We start from the raw sequence: 18,047 nt of genomic DNA, 5'->3' as shown, positions 1-18,047 counted from the left end.
TGAGCTTCAAAAAACATTTTCATAAAAATTTCTCACTAACCTACTTGTAGTAAGTAAGTTTTTCTTTCTCAGAAAAATCTTTACTCAAGCTGGTGCGTTTTCTGCCGATATTACGAATATCAACTACTAACGAGGCTGCTATTCGTAATGAAAACCATCGTTCGTCTCTGTTCTATTTTTTTATCTTTAATTCCAAATTTATCTTTTTCTGCGGAACACTTGCAAGAAGAAGATATCCATGTAACTGTAGATAAACTCATAGAATACCATGTCGATGCTAAAGAGTTGAATACTGATATCTTATCTCGTTCGATAGCATGTTATATTCAATCTTTTGACACTCACAAATCTTATTTTACCAAAAAAGAATTTGACGAATTCGCACATTCTCAAGAGATTAAAAAACATTTATTGCAAAATTATAAAATGGGAAATTTTCTTATTTATCGTAATATTAACCGAGCAATTCAATCGAGTATTTTGCGAGCGCGTCAGTGGAGAAAAGAGTGGTCTTCAAAACCGGAACAATTGGTACAAGAAGCCCTTTCACATGAAATTTCCAAAAAAAATTCACAATGGGCAACATCCCTAAAAGATTTAAAAGAGCGCCAACGCTCCAATTTTCTCTCTCATATTTCCTTATATCTATCTGAAGCTCCAACTAACCGTTACCAAAATAAGGAAGCTTCTCTTGTAGCTCTTTGTATCCGTCAGCAAGAAAATCTTGAGAACACTTACCTAGGTCTTAACGACTATGGGATTCCTATGTCTGCAGAAGAAGAAGCTCATCATTTTCACACTCGTGTGGTAAAAGCCATTGCTCACAGTTTAGACGCACATACAGCTTATTTTAGCAAAGAAGAAGCTTTAGCTATGCGCATTCAACTTGAGAAAGGAATGTGTGGTATTGGTGTAGTTCTTAAAGAAGACATTGATGGAGTTGTTGTTAAAGAGATCCTTTCAGGTGGTCCTGCAAATAAATCTGGACAACTTCATATTGGAGATATCATCTATCAAGTGAATGGTAGCAGCGTAGAAAATCTCTCTTTCCGAGGAGTTTTAGATTGCCTTCGAGGCGAAGAAGGATCCTCTGTTGTTTTAGATATTCGTCGTTTAGATGGGAATCATAAAATACAACTGAAGAGAGAAAAAATTCTTTTAGAAGATAAACGTGTAGATGTTTCCTATGAACCTTATGGAGATGGAGTTATTGGGAAAATTACTCTCTATTCATTTTATGAAGGAGAACATCAAATTTCTAGCGAACAAGATCTAAGACGAGCCATTCAAAATCTCCAAGATAAAAACCTTTTAGGATTAGTTCTTGATATTCGGGAGAATACTGGAGGCTTTTTATCTCAGGCGATTAAAGTTTCAGGTTTATTCATGACAAATGGGGTTGTCGTGGTTTCGCGGTATGCGGATGGAAGTGTGAAACGATACCGTACCGTTTCTCTCAACAAGCTTTACGATGGACCTCTAACAATCCTTGTTTCTAAAAGTTCTGCTTCTGCTGCTGAAATTGTTGCTCAAACTCTACAAGATTACGGTATTGCTGTTATTGTTGGAGACGAACAAACTTATGGGAAGGGAACTATCCAACACCAAACTATTACCGGAGGCTCTTCTCAAGAAGACTTTTTTAAAGTCACCGTAGGAAAATACTACTCTCCTTCAGGGAAATCTACACAACTTCAAGGGGTAAAATCTGATATTTTGGTCCCTTCACGTTATGCTGAAGAAGCTTTAGGAGAACAATTTTTAGATTATGCTCTACCTGCAGATAAAAGTGAAAATGTTCTGAATGATTCTTTAGATGATCTTGATAGCCACATGCGCCCATGGTTTCAGAAATACTACCTTCCGAACTTACAGAAACAAGAGACAATATGGCGGGAAATGCTTCCACAGCTTCTTAAAAATAGTAAACAACGACTTGCAACGAACAAAAACTACCAAACGTTTCTTTCTCAACTTAAAACTCTTGAAGAAAATGAGAATTCCTATGGAGTGAATGACTTACAAATGGAAGAGTCTGTAAATATCTTAAAAGACATGATCTTACTTCGATCTCATAAGATTGTGCCAACGCATTAAACCTGAATTAGGAGGCAATCTTTGCCTCCTAATTCTCTTAAAATCAGAGCTTAACTCTAATTCTTATTATCTTGATGATAGCCGTTTTCACGGCCAAAGTATTTTTCACTACTTTTCTTTAACTTTTTTCAGGATTTGTAGTCCTTCTTTCATCTCGATGTTCATCAACAAAAAATTTATTAGATCCGTCTAATGCTCCATTATCCAAATGATCCTCAAGAAGGCCTGCCCATTTTCTGAAAACTCTCCATTTATCTAGGGAACACTCTTCTCCCAAGCAAACAGATGTTATCAATAACTTAACTAATCCAAGAATAGCAGGGATTATGAACAAGAACGAATTATTTCCAAGTTGTTCATGGAATAAAAATAAAAGGGATAAACCTGTAACGATAAGAATAATACCTAAAACCATAAAAGTGATTTGTACAGCTCTAGATTTAACGAATGCAGAATTTCTGATTGGGGTTATGACTTTGGTGTGCACCCAACCTAACATAGAGTTAACAAAACCTAATTTAGCCGATGCTGGACTAGGTTCTCCTGTTTCTATAACTGTGTTTTGTTCAACTACCGTCGATGGTTGATTATCTACTTTTCCAATGGCCGATGTCATATTGACCTCTCTTAAAATTTTTAAATAGAAGAGTTTATACAAGTAAAAATTTTTTTGAAAAAATTAAATGCATAACTTCTCCATTTTTAGAAACGATAGAGAGATCTGTATTCTAGATTCTAGAATAAAAAAACCGCTCTAGAGAAGTCTAGAGCGGTTATTCGAAAACTTAAGCGTTTTAAATTGGTTAATAAACGTGGGTGTTTTCTGTGTCTGATACAGGAGAGGTAAGCACATCGGAAGAGAGAACTGCTTCGCCACGCGCATCTCCAGGAGCAATTCCTTTCAATGTTACAGTAAACTCTACAGATTCTTTTGATCCTAATCTAGGTAGAGAATCAAAAATTACTGTATTTCCGGAAATCGTTCCTTTGGTTGGACCAGAAGAAGAAACAGGCTGAAGCTCCTTGGAAAACTTCAAGATTAGAGATACGTTAGTATCCTCTGCAGAACCACGATTAGTTACACAAATACGATATATTGTATTTTCTCCAACACAAATTGGATCGTTAGTATCGACTACACACATGTGAGTAGCGGCTAAACCTTTCCAATGTGTCGTAGTTTCTGCACAAGAAGTACATATTCCACAATCAGAATTTGTTTTAACAACAACTTGATTGGTAATTTGTCCTGGAGATTGAGATTTTAAAGTAACTTTAAACTGAAGAGTTTCTCCTGGGCATATTTCTTTAATATTCCATAAAGCCTTATTACAGCAGATCTCAGCACCTTGAGCATCTAGGATCACTGCGGATCCTGGAACAGTATCTTCGATAAGAACATCATAAAGAACCAAGTCTCCTGGGTTAGACACTACAATAGTGTATTCTACAGGTTTACATACATAAGTCCAATCGGCTCCGGTTATCGTAACGTTTACACATGGCTCATTAATTGTTGTTATTACCTTAGCAGAACACTTATGCCCACCACAATAAGACACCGTGGCAGTATTGGTTATTTGACCTCTCTTTTGAGGGCAAAACTCTACTAAACACACTTTACTTTCTCCAGGGTGCATATCTCCAAGTTCGAAAGAAAGAGATCTTTGTCCGGAGGCATGAGAAAATCCATCTGGAACAAGATTGTCTACAGTAACACTACGAGCAATAGCAGAACCAGTATTTGTTACTTCGATTTTGTAACGAACAGGACAACGCAAGCAAGCACATTCAGGACCTTCTTGTTTAATACAAATTGCAGGCTGACCACATTTTGTATAAGAACGAATCTCTGGGCAAGCACAGACAGTAGCGGCTGTAAAGCAGCAGCCTTCTTTAAGAGGTTTTACCCAAACTACAATTTTGCATCGTTCTCCTTGACTCAAGCGATCTATTTTCCAAACAAGCTTACCATCTGCATTAGGAGTTGTTTCTGGATTACTACTTATGAATTCAGCTTCACAAGGAAGTTGTTGAGTAATCACAACATCTATGCAATCCTTTTTACCAATAGCGTTAATTTCAATAGGATATGGAGATCCTACAGTTGCATATTCAGGAACAGATTGGCAAATTTCTATATTACAATCGTCATTAACTTTGACAGAGTACATTTTGCCAAAGCAAGATTCCTGTTGAGTTTCAGAGGATTGTTGACAATTATTTTTTTCACATGGAAAGAAATCTTTTTCACAAAATATTGGGTTATCTTGTTTAGTAGACTTTTTGTTACGAGAATTGGGTTTAATTTTTTTAGCTGCAGCAGGTTGAATTTCTGCATTAGCAATAATTTTGGTAATCAGAGACTCTGCTGCGGCGGTCTCTATTCCCCCGCTGGCAAAGGAACTCGCCATGCTAGTTAACGCAAGAGCCGTAACTATTCGTCTGATGAGTTTGGACATAGGGATCTCCTATCACAGTTAGTTTTTCTTCTGCCATTGGGTAGGATCTATTAGGGATTCGTACCCTCAACATTGAGTTTTTGTTAATATAAGGTAGTTGGAAGCTTATTTTACTACTCCTAACCACCTTGTTAATTTATGTAAACAGCTAAGGGAAGCCTCTCTACTATTTACAGCCACCATTATAGGCGTTACAACCTTTAGCTTGTGGGCCTTGAATCTGGTTTGTGTGTTGATCCGAACCACAAGGTTTTGAGGTATGAGATTTATTGTTTTCTGCAGAATTTTTGCAAGGATTGCATACTGAAGGAAGAGAACAGGGATCTTCGAAACAACAATCGATGATACGGCAGCAACTACTCAAGCTAAACAAGCCAAATATTGCAGCGATTAAAACAGCTTTCTTCATAAGTTTATAACTCCTTTCTAATTAGAAGAAAAACGGCTTTATTAATGATCAAAATTTAATAATTAATAAAAACACGTTCACATGAACTATATTACAAATGAAAACAAAAAAATTATCAAATATTTTTTATAAAACACATTTTTAACTAACCGTTTTTTATCCTTTGTTAAAGTCTTAGAGAGACTACCCGAAGCTTGATAAAGTCCACAGCCCTCCCCCTTCTAAATTCATAAAAAGACTAACACGCTGAAAACAAACGTCTTAAGCATTCAAGCCTAACGACAATGATAACTTTATAAGCGATAGTGTGTTAAGAAAAACAAAATTTTAAATTAGAGATTAAACTATTGAACTATAATAAAATAATTTCCTAACATTAAAGAAACTAAATTCCAGGAAAATGAAATTATTTTCTTTTTTTAATATAGTTCTTATATTGTCTATGATATCGGGATGTTCGTACACCCTTCCAGAACGTAATTACGTCTTAGCAAAAAGAATGAATTCGCTAATGAACCAAGCAAATTACTGGGAATATTCTTTAGCTCATGCGATTCTAAAAGCATCTCAATCGAAAAATCTTTTTTAAAATTAGAATCTTTATTTTAAGGTATTTAGAAATCAAATTTATGATTCAGAAAATCTTGTTCCTGAAGGATCTTATCTATTATAGATTGAGTTTTTTTAGGAACGCCTCCAAGAACTTGTTGAGCATGCACAAGACGCGATCTTGCTCGAGATTTTCCTAAAATCTCAAGAGAATCAAAAAGCGGCAACCCCTGCTTAGCTCCGGTAATAGCAACATAGAGCAGAGGGATAATTGTTTTTTTATGATGAACTTGAAAAGCTTCTGCAAGCCACTTTGACCCTTCATAAAATTGATTTTTCACCCAAGTATCTGTCTTTTCCAAGAATTTAACGTAACTATAAAGTAAAATTGCAGCCTTCTCTTTAGAAAGAGATGGTGGAACGAGCTCTTCTAAGGAATACTGAGGATTTTCAGAAAAGAAGAAAGCTGCCAGAGTTACAAAATCAGAAAGTGTAGTCATTCGAGATAAGCATAAAGGTAAAATCTTTAAGAAAAACTCATCATTAAATAACCATTGTTTTAGTTCAGTTAGAAGAGATTCTGAGGATTCTTTATGACTCAAATAATGTTTATTCATCCAATTCAACTTATGAATATCAAAAACCGCACCTGATCTTCCTATACGCTTAGGATCAAAATTTTGAATGATACTCTCTAAAGGATAAATCTCCTCATTGCTCTCTGTACTATAGCCTATGAGAGTCAAAAAATTAACAAAGGCTTCTTTTATATAGCCTGAATCACGGTAATAAAAAATTGACGTTGGATTTCTTCTTTTAGAAAGCTTAGAACCATCGAGGTTAAGTAGTAGAGGCATATGGAGAAATACTGGTGGCTGCCAACCAAAAGCTTCGTATAGAAGAAGATGCTTAGGAGTAGAACTCAGCCATTCCTCTCCCCTAAGAACATGAGTGATTCTCATTAGATGGTCATCTACAACATTAGCAAAATGATATGTAGGGAAACCATCTGATTTAACAAGAACTTGATCGTCCACATCAGCCCAAGGAAAACTAACTCGTCCTTTGCTATAATCTTCAAAAACACATTCCCCGGTTAAAGGAACTTTAAGACGAATTGTATAAGGCTGACCGGCTTGTTCTCGAGCTTTAACTTCTTCAGAAGAAAGGTAGCGGTAGCGACGATCGTATCCGCCACGATATCCCAAGGTGCCTGCAACAGCACGCATTTCTGCTAGCTCTTCCTGAGTTGCAAAACATTTATAAGCATAATTCGTTTTTAAAAGAAGTTGCGCGTATTCTTTATAGATTTCTGTACGTTCGGACTGTCTATAAGGGCCGTATGGACCTCCAATATCAGGTCCTTCATCCCAATGAATTCCACACCAACGAATCGCAGAGAAGATATTTTCCTCGTAATCTTTACGACTTCGAGTTTGATCCGTATCTTCAATTCTTAGAATCATCTTTCCATTGAATCTCTCTGAAAAGATCTTATTAAACAGAGCTATGTAAGCAGTTCCTACATGAGGATCTCCCGTGGGGGAGGGAGCTACCCTGACACGAACATTTTCCCAGGTCATGATTTTATCCTTAGACGCGCTAGGCATTCATACCTGGAAATAAGCTATTTCTTCAAGAGAAATCCTCTTAAAACATTGAATCAAAGTAAGTGTAGGGTAAAAACCCCTGTTTTTACTAAACAAGGGTTTTCGAAAATAAGAACAATGTAAAGCAGAGAAAGAAAAACTAAAGAGGAAGAAGGAGGTAATCGAAATACAAGAGAGGAGAATTTAAAAACAAAAAATCTAGGAGGGAAGTTCGGAAGAGACGAGCTCTTCAACAGAGGAAACAGTATTTGTAGTTTCGAAAGTTTCTCTAGTTTTAGCTTTTTTTGCCATTTGTTTGCTTAGATACTCGGATTTATATCTTTCGATTTCGGAGACTTGAATCACCCAAGCAGCACCCTTACGCTCTCCGCGCATTGTTCCTATACGAGTTGCGTAATAGATTTTCTGTACCGGTACGCCCAGTATCTCTGCCACTTGACTTACAGAGTAGCACCCTTTGTCATTATCAAAAATCAATTCTCCTTGATATAGAGATTTTTTTCTTGAATAACGATTTTGTTTATACTCTTCCAAATCTTTAAGATTTATTTCCCAACGAGTGCTTTTAGACGCTTTTAATTTTTTTTGCTTTATTGCGACATAAATGGCTTGTCTTGTCACATTATGCAATTTTGCAGCTTGAGTGATAGACACCCAATTAGAATTTTGTGTTTCTGAGCTTTCTTCCAGCTCTAAACAATTCTCTTGTTCGCATCCCATACGATAGCAAACCCCCCTCAACATATTTTCAATTTAAAGTGTAACGGTAGTAGTTAATTTTCTTGCTTTTAGAAAACTTTTAAAGAAGTATTTTCTCAAGAAAATCTATATTAATCAAGCTTAATGTTAATACAGTATCTATGTTTTCAGTTTAAAATCTTAATAAAATAAATTACCTACCAACTTGTTTATTAAGATTTCTTAACTTAAAATGATGTACTCATCTTCATACCTTTGCAAACTTAAACAACGTCGAAACCAGTACGAAAGATAAAGAAATTCAATTGCGCTTATGCCTATTGTAATGCTCTTCTATGGATTCCACGATCAAATCCTCAGCTTCTTTAGAAAGAGCTTGCACATGATTCAGATTTACTTGCTCTACTGAAATTTTTCTTCCTACAGTGTGTTTTCTATTTGGATCAAAAAATGGTGCCGCGAAACTCGATTCTTTAGAAAAAAGGCCATCACCAATTAGCTTACGATTTTCATCTATACTACAGATGAAAAGCTCAGGGCATACTAAAGCACTGCTATGCTTCTCTGAGTCTATATCCCATCCCACGAACTTTGTTATAGCAGCCCCAATTGGACCTAACCATTGTTTTCCAACAGTCGCCAAAGAACGTGCTCCTCGATCCTTTATGACGAACCAATCAACACCATCACTACCATCGGTGACCTCTTGACTTAGAGCCTCAGCCTGAATACTGGCACCTAAAGAGTACCCATAAGCAATTATCTGCTTTGCCTGAGGTCCTTTTATATTATCTCTAAGATAGCGTACGCAACCTCGATATGCGTGAGTCAAATTCTGAACTGATACGGGACCTTTGCTGAATACAACCCCAGGATAATTAAACAAGAGTACGTTCGCATTTGCTTTTCTTGCAATCTTCAAAGGCCCGCCAATACTAAATTTGATCGCGCAGCTCTCCACAGATTCGGCATTTCCCAAAGAGACGAGCATCCATCTATCTGGATGAGCATTAGGGAAAGTTAACTTTAGAGTATCTATCTGTAAATGATCATACTGAAGAACAACTCTATCTGCATTAGCAACTAAGTTGTTTCTTATCCATCCTTTTATTCTTTCTACGTATAAATTCTGTAGGTAATCATTTACTCTGCATTGGCTTCTGAAGAGGATTCCTCCTGCAGAAGGAATAATAATATTTTGACAAATTCCTTGTAAAAGCCAATAAACCCCTAACGGTATCAGCAAAACCAAGGCTAGAATAAACTTAGCGATTTTGAGAAGTATATCGACTACAGTATACAATCTTGGATGGGAACGTCTTTTAACCCAATCAACCTGGTGTTTTTCAGAGGAAAACATCAGAACTGATGGTTGAGGATATTTATCACAAAAAGGTTGCACACATGAAAAATCATTTAGATGCACCATAATAGGAAATCTATAATAATTTTATTTATAAAAACACACTAACCAACAATTATACAAAAAGTAAAAAAAAAATTAAAGGGAACATAAAAAGAAAGGAAAGACCTTTTATTAAAAAAATTTTTTCTTAGTATAAAACAAAGAATTTTATTTGATTAGGATTCATCTTCAGAAAGTTTGTTAGAATTTGATTCTAGAAATAATTTAGTCGCGGAAACTATTTCTTCTATAAGTTCTTTAAACAAGTTCTCTGCATGGCCTAAAAGAGGTGAGCCTATAGGGATTTTTTCACCACATGTAGAAGTAAGCTCACCGCGTGTTATAAAAGCTGAAGCAAAACTAAGCTCTGGAGAAAACTTTCCATCGAAGGCTACTGCTTTGCTATCAAGTTTTGAAGAATAAATAAAAATCTCGGGGCACATGGTTCTCCCACTAATCTCTACAGGGTTCATATCCCAACAAAAAAATCGTGTCAGCCACACCCCAAACTTCCCGAATAAAGACATTCCTATATCTCTCATAGAAGTGAATGCTCGATCCTTAATTAAAATCCACTTGACATTATCAGAACCGTCTAAAATTTCGTTTTTTAAAGCTTCTCCTTGTATTGCTGCCCCTAAAGAAATTCCGTAAGCAATTATTTCATTAGCACCAAGCCCCTGTTTACTATCTTTGAGGTAGCGTACACATCCTTGATAAGACTTGATTAAACCTTCTTTACTTACAGGTCCCTGGCTACTCATGACCCCTGGATAATTAAAGAACAGGATGTTTGCATCCAGTTGTGATGCTAATTCCACAAAAGGATTTCTACATCCAAATTGCTTAAATCGATTCTCCATACTCCAGTAGTTTCCTTCAGAGACGAGCATCCAACGTCCCTTCTTAGATCCTTTTAAGTGCATTTCTATGGTATCCACGATCATTTCGTCGAATTGTATAGGAGAACGTTCTAATCTCTCCACTCGAGTATCTCTGGCGATATTTTGGAACATGTGTACGCCTTCTTTACGATTTATATAACCAAAAAATCGAAAAATTTTATTTAAAGTCCCTATGGCGGCAGCAGGCAACACTAAATCCTGACAAAACCTACCTAAAAACAGCACTAAACCTAAGGGGAAAAACACAAGAGATAAAAGCCATTTGATAATGGTTAAAACAATTCTACAAATTAAAACAAAAACTAGATGCTGACGTTTGAAATTTTCAATCTTACGAATTCTTTCTGAAGAGTAATACTCGATCTTAGGCTTTGGAAAGGGCTCTAAAAAATAAGAAAATTGATCGGCTGTCAGAATGACATTTGGAACTAAAGAAACCATCACTAATTGTAATTCTTAAATTACTATGGAGAGGAGGATATATTAAAAAATTATTAAGCTATATTATAAAAATTCTATGGCAAAGAATTTTCTTGGAGAACCCGGAAATCCCGAATAAGTAAATGAACCACCCCAGAAGAAGATGATGAAGCTATTCTTGGAGTATAAGCTAACTCTAAAGGTAGATGCCATTGGGACTTCAATTCAACAATACGCTCCCCTATACCAAAAGCAATCCCTTCAAGATTCCTTTCTCCTTGGCTAACAAAAAGCTTCACATGGTTTCCTGGAAGTAATTTTGGATAGCGAATTTGACGCACTTTTGTATAAAAAATCGGCATAGGATTTCCTTTTCCAAAAGGTTCTAACAAATCTAAAGAAGCTAGAAAATCATGATCTATCTCATCAAATCCCACATGTGCATCTAATGGAAGAGTCAAAATTGTATCAACTTTCTTCAAAGAAGACTGAACTAAATGTATAAATTTCTTTTTAAAATCATTGATTTTTTCCTTTTTCAAAATAATGCCGGCAGCAAAGTCATGCCCGCCATAGGACATAAATAAAGATGAACATTTTTTTAGAACTCCAATAAGTGGAAAAGATCCTATAGTCCTTACCGAACCTTTTCCTATGTCTCCCTGAATTGCAATAATCACTACAGGCTTATTATAAGCTTTTGACAATCGCGCTGAGATAATTGGAATCACTCTGGCATGCCATTCTGAAGATGCAAGAACAATAGCTGCTTGTTTTAAAAGTTTAGGGTTTTCCGCAAGGATTTTTTGAATATCTTGAAATACTTCTGCTTCTATTTTCTGCCTTTCTCTATTGAGAATATCAATCTTTTTTATTAAATCATCAGCTCTCTGATTATCTTGGGTCAATAATAACTCTACACCTTCGGCAGGATTTGAAAGTCTTCCCAAACTATTAAGCTTAGGCGCAATTTTTAGTACAACATCCATAGATGTGATTTCACTTTTTTCTACTCCGGACAAAATACTAAGTTTATTCAAACCCAAACGCATGCCTTTAGAAATTTCCTTGAGTCCATAGCGAACCATCACACGATTTTCTCCTAAGAGCACACCCATATCTGTTAAAGTTCCTAAAGTCACAAGATCCAGATAACGCTTAAGATCTATTTGATTTTTTTCTAAGTCACCTCTTGCAATTAAAGCATCAACAATACCTCTAGCGAGCTTAAAAGCGACTCCAACTCCTGTAAGATCTCGATTAGGATAGTTATGACCTCGTAATTGTGGATTTAGAGTTGCAATGCAATGAGGAATTTTTCCTGTAGGCATATGATGATCGGTAACGATAACATCGATTCCCTCTTTTGTGATATCATTCACTTCTTTTCCTGCTGCGATTCCACAATCTACGGTTATCAATAAGGAAACATTCTCTTCTTTAAGCTTATTGATAAGCGTTATAACTTCTCCATGCTGCTTCAACATTGCCCCGAGGAAAAAATAGCTCACGCGTATTCCAATAGATTGTAAAAACTCTACAAGCAATGCAACACCGGTTATACCATCAACATCACTATCACCATAAATCATAACGTGTTCTCCTCGCTCTCTAGCAGACAGAAGTCGATCTACAGCTTTTGACATATCTAAAAAGAGTTCGGGGTCATAGAGATTGGATAGATGACTATAAAGAAAATTGTGAATCTCCTCGATAGTTTGAAATCCTCGAGAAACAAAAATTTGTGCTGCAATAGGATTAAGATGAAATTCCTTAATTATCATCGCACGAAGCACAAAGTCTTGCCTAGGATAAATCCATTGTAAAGGGTCTTGAGAAGAGTTTTTATTATTTGCCATAAATCAGGTACTTCAGACTTTTTGAAAGTTCTCACTTAAAAAGTCTTTATTCTTTTTCTACAAACTCAAAAAGACAACCGTGTTATTGCCTGCTTTTTTCTTTACGTATCATAAAAAGCAAAAGAGGTGGGGCAATATACAAAGATGATAGTGTTCCTAAAAGAATACCTATTGTCATAATGAAAGCAAAGTTAAAGACAGTCCCACCACCAACAAATAATAAAATAAGTAGAACAGAAAGAGTCGTAACTGTAGTCATCACAGTGCGACTTAAGGTTTTCTGTAAAGCATCATTGATTAATTCTCGCATAGGAGTAAAAAGTTTTTCCTGACGATCTTCACGAATACGATCAAAAATAATGAGAGTATTGTTTAATGAATAACCCAATACAGTCATCAATGCTCCTATGGCTTGTAAATCTATTTGGATTTTCTGTAAGAAAAAGTGTGTTGCCACCAATACAGCACATGTAGCGATAAGATCGTGTAACAAAGCACATATAGCACTAAAAGCATAACGCCACTCAAAACGCAAGCTAACATAGAGTAAGATAATAGCGAGAGCTCCTAGCAGACCTATGAGGGCTTGCTGACGCATTTTATTAGAAAATTGACCGCTAACTTTTGACCAAAAATTTTGAATATTTTTAAGGCCTTCAGAAGAAACATCTAAACCTGTTTCGGATAACAATTCTACGGCAACTGCCAATTCAGGATCTGAAATTTCTATAGTTTGAACTTTAGGAAGGTGTGTTCGAGATAAAGCTTTTTGGCTAAAATAAATTTTGAGTTTTTCCGAAGAATTTAAAACTTTTATACGATAATCTCGAGAAGACAACCCTGCTTGCTTTAATTTATTTGTGACTTGCTTACGTATTTGAGCAAGATCTACAACATCACGATTTTCTGCTTGAACTGTAAAAGCGTATCCTCCCTTAAAGTCCATTCCCAATACAGAATTCCAAGCACCAAAGCTCAAAGCAACACACCCTAAAGCAAAGATACTTCCTGAAATGATCCAAATTTTTTTACATTCTTTTAGAAAATCATGTTTTATACCGATGAACTTATTCATCATATGTAATTGAGTTTCTTGAGTTCTACGCATCCATATTGTAAAGAAAAATTTAGTCATGAAAAGAGCGGTGAACATGGAAGAAAATATTCCCAAAACTAGTGTTAGAGCAAAACCCTTAATAGGTCCAGTATCTAGTAAAAGTAGAAGAGCTGATGCTAATACAGTGGTCAAATTAGAATCAAAAATTGCTCCGAAAGCTTTCTTATACCCAGTCTCCACAGAATGAGAAAGACTTTGCGACAACACAAACTCTTCTCGTATTCTTTCGAAAACAAGGACATTCGCATCTACAGCCATACCCATAGCGAGGATAATACCTGCAAGTCCTGACATAGTGAGGGGGGCATCTAAATACTGTAAAGCGGCCCAAATCAATAGTAAGTTGAGCAACACAGCAAAAGACGCTATTACTCCTCCGAATCTATAATAAACACTCATTAAAACAATCAAGACAGCTAAACCAAGACAAACGGAAACAATCCCTTGAACTCCTTGTTCTTTTCCAAGTTCTGAAGAAATCGTTTCCTCACTAAGGACTTGTGGAACAAAAGAAATCACTCCAGATTTCAAATCTGCTGCAAGTTTACTAACTTCTCGATGAGTGAATTTTCCTGAGACGCTAGCATTATTTCTTAAAGGAGCATTTAACACGGGACTGCTAATCACATACCCATCAAGGACAACAGCCATACGCCAACCACGATTTCCAGAATATTGACTATTTACAGTTCCAGAAACTCCTTCTTGACAGAAGGCCGATGTCCAAGCGAAAAAGCTTTCTGTTGGTGAAGCTGTTTTCAAAGATTTAGAAGAAACTTTATCTTTTACGGAAAAATTTAGAATATATCCTTCTCCAGAAGCAAATTCGGGGCGAATATCTTTTAAAGAAGCGCCATCTAAAGCATAATTTCTGAAAACAATCATTAAAGGATTTGCTTTTCCTTCTGCATCTCTTTCAATAGCAATCATGGAGAAATTTGTATCAAACTCCGAGGAAGAAAAATTATCCTTCTCAGAAGGAAAAGCCAAACCTTCTTGTTTTAGCTTACTAATAGCATCTCTAACACTGGTAGGCAAAGATTCCATAGAGCCATAGAAAATATGACTTGCTAAAGAGTTTATAGCTTCTGGAGAGATTTCTCCTTGAGATTGAGCAGAAAACCAAAGATAGTCTAAAAATCTCTGCACTTCATAACGTAAAACATTGTATGGAGAGAATTTCTCATTAACAACATGAAAACTCATTTTCGATGTACCGAGAACGTCTGAAGGAGAGACCTTTGCAGATCCCGGCACACTTAAATATATGTATTCCCCTTCGCGACGAATTTCAATTTCAGACACTCCAAGTTTGTTTAAACGCGAATAAAGCTCATCAGAAACTTTTAAGATATCCTCTTTATCGGACAGTTTTTTTCCTTGATGATCTTTAAAAGCGAGAAGAAGCTGTTTTCCCCCTATAAAGTCTATTCCAAGACGAAGAGCGTTCTCCCCTCGAAAATACTTTCTTAAATTCAATTTAAAGTTTTCGATTAAAGGGTTGCGGAATGGGATTGGAGCATGTAACTGCTCGTGAGGATCTATGGAGCAACCTGCTTGACGATAGAGTTCATGCCAACGCACTAACTCATTTTGGTAATTTTTTTCTATACTATTTAATGTTTCCAAACGGTCTTTTACAGTTCGAACATCTAGAAAAGCACATTTTTCGGAACAAGAAAAACTCTCTCCCCAGACATCAATATTTGACTGAAGAGGCTGACATATTTCTAGAATTTGATCTTCTTCAATAATTCGAGATGAAGCTTCTACATGAGAAAAACAGTTATAGAGATTTTGTAAATCACGTTCAAACGCATGTTTTTCCTTGCTAGGGTTTTCTTGATATTTAGCTAAAATAGGTCTCAAGCCTTTGAACACAACATAGATAGATCCCTGAGAAAAGTGCTGACAACTTTTTTGAGGAGAAAAAATAAAACAGCCTAAAGAATCATGCTCCGTTGGGAAGCGGCTGTGTACAGGAAAATGCTCCAAAGAGAAATCACAAGTCTCAGCAGAAGGACGTTGTAAAACAAGAGCCTCAAGCTGTTTTATTATATTTTGAGAAACTCTTTCTCCTTTTAAGACAATCCTTCCACTAGTTTTTTTGTCTATAAAATAACATGAAAAACCTTCAGGACTTTCTTCTAAGTTTCTATTTAATTTTTTGGAAAGACGAAGTTTCTCTGCATTAAGCCAACCATCTAGATCTAAACGCTGCTCTGCAGAAAGGCTCTTTTTTTTAGTTACTAAACTAGGATGGAAGATAAAAGTTACCTTTCTCTCTTTAGGGAGAAAACTTACGGAAGAGAAAAATTGAGAAACATTATTACATTGAATTAAACTCCCTTCTATATAAGCTCTCTTCGAGATCTTTTTTTCAGAAGAAAGTCGTGTTAGCTGGCTTTGTATATCCGCTAATAAAGAGAGTTGATCATCAGGAATTGTTGTATCTTCATAAAGACTGACCAGCCTGTTAAGAAATGCGAAATAATCTTTATCGGATGGAAAAATAGTTTTTATAAAAGATAACAAATGCTCGTGGGGAAAAATTTCAAAACCTGAGGAAAGTTGCTTTGCATATCGAAGAATTTGTTCTTTTGGAGCGGTCTCCCAAAGTGAAGAATAATCACAACAACAAGTTGTTGAAAAATCATCAAAAACAGTTAGAATTTCGGAAAAAACCTCTTCTGAGAATTTCTTTTCATCATTAATAGAGTATGGAACAAAATCGAAATCATTTTTAATTACGGGAGAAATTTGAGACCCTGACACTCGAACAATAGTTCCGCTCGTTGCTTTCTCATAACCAAGAACATGAAGCTTTGCAGATTTTATAGGAACACTCGATTCACCATAAATGAGATTTTCCATAAAAATTTGAGCGTCTCTTTCCTGCTTAAAAAATACATTAATAACACCTGGTATTTCAGGATGAGGCTCTACTTTTCCCTTGAGATGCAAAGCAGAAAGGGAAGAAGAAATTCGAGATAGCACATCATTACAAGCCTTTGAAGACTGCTTTACAAAGCTTTTAATTATACGGGAAGCTTCTCGATCACTAATATTTTTTTGTAAAGGACGAGTATAATAGAAACATGTTGGCAATACATAGTATAGAGCCAGGGCAAAAACACAAATTATTATACAGAAATTTCGCCGAACATTACGTTTCATAATGGGTTCTACTTTTTTATTACCAAATTATTATCATTAGAATCAAAATACCAATTGAAAAAAAAATCGTCAAACGAAGAGGGGGAACAATCATTTTTGTTACACAAGATAAGACTCCTTTTCAAACAAAAGCCAGCTTTGTTTACAAGGGTTACATAACACAACAAAAACACTCTTCAGATCCGATATCAGCAAAATCTATGGCTGAATAATCTAACTTTAATTGAGAAGAACTTAGAGGAGAGACACTACAAGGATCTGTAAGCACAAGAGTGATTGGAAGAAGAGCTTTATCCAAGGGAAGGATAGATTCAGAAGCCAAACGTTCTGCAGCTTGTAAAAAAGCAATTTTTGAAAGCAAAATCTTACGATTAGTTTCTTTTACAGAAAGATTTTGAGAAACACCGAGAATTGGCGTAAGGATACATATCCCCATCTCTTTTACAACGGGAGAAGTAGTGGCCTTGTCAATAGCAGCAAGAAACCCCTGAAAATAGCTCCAAGAATAATAATTAAGCTCATCCTTTTCTTCTAGAGTTTCCATACAAACGGAATTAGGAATATCTACACAAATGATGCCTTCTGGACATATTCCTTCTGAAGGAGAGTTCCATAAAATAGTTAAAGGGGAAGAGGTGGCTCCAGATTGTTCTATATTTTGCCGAAGACTATTTTTTACGTTTTGAGGGAGATCAAAAGCTTGTTGAGCAAGAGTTTCTGTCTCTTCACAATGACATCGGATAGCCTTATGATCTAGCTCTTGTATCAAAAATACACCATTATTCTCCCCACGTCGTTTTCGCAATAGAGACTGCAAAATTTTGGGAGAACCTTCATAAATATAAAGAGTTTTTGTTGGGTGGCGAAATCCCCCTATGGAAATCCTGTCCCAAAGACGTAATGAAGATAGGAAAGAAGCCCAATCTACCTGGGTAATTGTTTTACGAACAGTGGGCAATTGAAAGGCTGCCCAGCCCTTCACATATTGGTAGTAAGCCAAAATAAAAAGACAGAAGGCAACAAGAATCAAAGCTACAGCTGGCAAGAAGGTCTGACAAACTCCCATAGAAAAGGCTGCACATCCTAAAAGACTCAATCCCAAGCAGAAAAGAACCGCAGAAACTAGCTTTTTTGTGATCAATTTAGAATTTTGTAAATAAAATATTTTGTTATTGCCTTTGAGCCAAGAAAACGAAGGTTTTGTAACAAATTCAAAACAAATATGAGGAAACTTCATACAATAATTCCTAATTAAACTTTTCCTACTACAGAAAATTTCTATTGAAAGTTATTAGAAAATGTCAAAACAAGGATCTAATGTATCAGATTATTCAATAA

General features: G+C 35.9%; 12 protein-coding genes. 2 read left to right on the top strand and 10 right to left on the bottom strand.

Going from position 1 to position 18,047, the window contains the following annotated elements:
* The first annotated feature begins 147 nt into the window (after positions 1 to 147).
* Positions 148 to 2,097, top strand: a complete 1,950-nt coding sequence (locus tag JMS40_RS02325; protein WP_201456671.1) for a S41 family peptidase — start codon at positions 148 to 150, stop codon at positions 2,095 to 2,097.
* 118 nt (positions 2,098 to 2,215) lie between these two features.
* Here the strand turns inward: JMS40_RS02325 and JMS40_RS02320 are convergent, their stop codons facing one another.
* The 3 genes from JMS40_RS02320 to JMS40_RS02310 all read right to left on the bottom strand — a co-directional run bounded on the left by JMS40_RS02320 (position 2,216) and on the right by JMS40_RS02310 (position 4,968).
* Positions 2,216 to 2,713 carry a cysteine-rich outer membrane protein gene (locus JMS40_RS02320; RefSeq protein WP_201456670.1) on the bottom strand — a complete coding sequence of 166 codons (498 nt, stop codon included), beginning with the start codon at positions 2,711 to 2,713 and terminating at the stop codon, positions 2,216 to 2,218.
* 187 nt (positions 2,714 to 2,900) lie between these two features.
* Positions 2,901 to 4,559 carry an outer membrane complex protein OmcB gene (gene omcB / locus JMS40_RS02315; protein WP_201456669.1) on the bottom strand — a complete coding sequence of 553 codons (1,659 nt, stop codon included), beginning with the start codon at positions 4,557 to 4,559 and terminating at the stop codon, positions 2,901 to 2,903.
* Between the two features lie 166 nt (positions 4,560 to 4,725).
* Positions 4,726 to 4,968 (bottom strand): small cysteine-rich outer membrane protein, encoded by a 243-nt coding sequence (locus tag JMS40_RS02310; RefSeq protein ID WP_201456668.1) that lies wholly within the window; start codon positions 4,966 to 4,968, stop codon positions 4,726 to 4,728.
* Positions 4,969 to 5,368: 400 nt separating this feature from the next.
* Here JMS40_RS02310 and JMS40_RS02305 point away from each other — a divergent pair, with 400 nt between their 5' ends.
* Positions 5,369 to 5,557, top strand: coding sequence for a hypothetical protein (locus JMS40_RS02305; protein WP_236558937.1), 189 nt, complete (start codon positions 5,369 to 5,371; stop codon positions 5,555 to 5,557).
* Between the two features lie 25 nt (positions 5,558 to 5,582).
* Here JMS40_RS02305 and gltX read toward each other — a convergent pair whose 3' ends face one another.
* The 7 genes from gltX to JMS40_RS02270 form a co-directional block, all read right to left on the bottom strand.
* Positions 5,583 to 7,100: a glutamate--tRNA ligase gene (gene gltX / locus JMS40_RS02300; RefSeq protein WP_201456708.1), complete on the bottom strand. Its 1,518-nt coding sequence runs from the start codon at positions 7,098 to 7,100 to the stop codon at positions 5,583 to 5,585.
* Between the two features lie 225 nt (positions 7,101 to 7,325).
* Positions 7,326 to 7,847: a helix-turn-helix domain-containing protein gene (locus JMS40_RS02295; RefSeq protein WP_201456707.1), complete on the bottom strand. Its 522-nt coding sequence runs from the start codon at positions 7,845 to 7,847 to the stop codon at positions 7,326 to 7,328.
* Between the two features lie 280 nt (positions 7,848 to 8,127).
* Complete coding sequence (locus JMS40_RS02290) at positions 8,128 to 9,255, bottom strand: CPn0927/CPn0928 family alpha/beta hydrolase fold protein (RefSeq protein ID WP_201456666.1); 1,128 nt, start codon at positions 9,253 to 9,255, stop codon at positions 8,128 to 8,130.
* Between the two features lie 152 nt (positions 9,256 to 9,407).
* The gene (locus JMS40_RS02285) at positions 9,408 to 10,577 is read right to left on the bottom strand and encodes a CPn0927/CPn0928 family alpha/beta hydrolase fold protein (RefSeq protein ID WP_201457114.1); all 1,170 of its coding nucleotides are present in this window, start codon (positions 10,575 to 10,577) and stop codon (positions 9,408 to 9,410) included.
* A 74-nt stretch (positions 10,578 to 10,651) separates the two neighbouring features.
* A complete protein-coding gene (recJ, locus tag JMS40_RS02280) occupies positions 10,652 to 12,415 on the bottom strand; it encodes a single-stranded-DNA-specific exonuclease RecJ (RefSeq protein ID WP_201456664.1) in 1,764 nt (587 codons plus the stop codon).
* Positions 12,416 to 12,497: 82 nt separating this feature from the next.
* Positions 12,498 to 16,709 (bottom strand): protein translocase subunit SecD, encoded by a 4,212-nt coding sequence (secD, locus tag JMS40_RS02275; RefSeq protein WP_201456663.1) that lies wholly within the window; start codon positions 16,707 to 16,709, stop codon positions 12,498 to 12,500.
* 151 nt (positions 16,710 to 16,860) lie between these two features.
* Positions 16,861 to 17,946 (bottom strand): hypothetical protein, encoded by a 1,086-nt coding sequence (locus tag JMS40_RS02270; protein ID WP_201456662.1) that lies wholly within the window; start codon positions 17,944 to 17,946, stop codon positions 16,861 to 16,863.
* Between the last annotated feature and the right edge of the window lie 101 nt (positions 17,947 to 18,047).

Source organism: Chlamydia sp. 17-3921 (assembly GCF_902705545.1).
GTDB lineage: Bacteria > Chlamydiota > Chlamydiia > Chlamydiales > Chlamydiaceae > Chlamydia.
This window is presented reverse-complemented; position numbering and strand designations above follow the sequence as displayed.

Bases quoted from the DNA above. Each gene is read 5' to 3' on its own strand.
- JMS40_RS02325 (WP_201456671.1), top strand. From the start codon at position 148: ATGAAAACCATCGTTCGTCTCTGTTCTATTTTTTTATCTTTAATTCCA.
- JMS40_RS02320 (WP_201456670.1), bottom strand. From the start codon at position 2,713: ATGACATCGGCCATTGGAAAAGTAGATAATCAACCATCGACGGTAGTT.
- omcB (WP_201456669.1), bottom strand. From the start codon at position 4,559: ATGTCCAAACTCATCAGACGAATAGTTACGGCTCTTGCGTTAACTAGC.
- JMS40_RS02310 (WP_201456668.1), bottom strand. From the start codon at position 4,968: ATGAAGAAAGCTGTTTTAATCGCTGCAATATTTGGCTTGTTTAGCTTG.
- JMS40_RS02305 (WP_236558937.1), top strand. From the start codon at position 5,369: ATGAAATTATTTTCTTTTTTTAATATAGTTCTTATATTGTCTATGATA.
- gltX (WP_201456708.1), bottom strand. From the start codon at position 7,100: ATGACCTGGGAAAATGTTCGTGTCAGGGTAGCTCCCTCCCCCACGGGA.
- JMS40_RS02295 (WP_201456707.1), bottom strand. From the start codon at position 7,847: ATGGGATGCGAACAAGAGAATTGTTTAGAGCTGGAAGAAAGCTCAGAA.
- JMS40_RS02290 (WP_201456666.1), bottom strand. From the start codon at position 9,255: ATGGTGCATCTAAATGATTTTTCATGTGTGCAACCTTTTTGTGATAAA.
- JMS40_RS02285 (WP_201457114.1), bottom strand. From the start codon at position 10,577: ATGGTTTCTTTAGTTCCAAATGTCATTCTGACAGCCGATCAATTTTCT.
- recJ (WP_201456664.1), bottom strand. From the start codon at position 12,415: ATGGCAAATAATAAAAACTCTTCTCAAGACCCTTTACAATGGATTTAT.
- secD (WP_201456663.1), bottom strand. From the start codon at position 16,709: ATGAAACGTAATGTTCGGCGAAATTTCTGTATAATAATTTGTGTTTTT.
- JMS40_RS02270 (WP_201456662.1), bottom strand. From the start codon at position 17,946: ATGAAGTTTCCTCATATTTGTTTTGAATTTGTTACAAAACCTTCGTTT.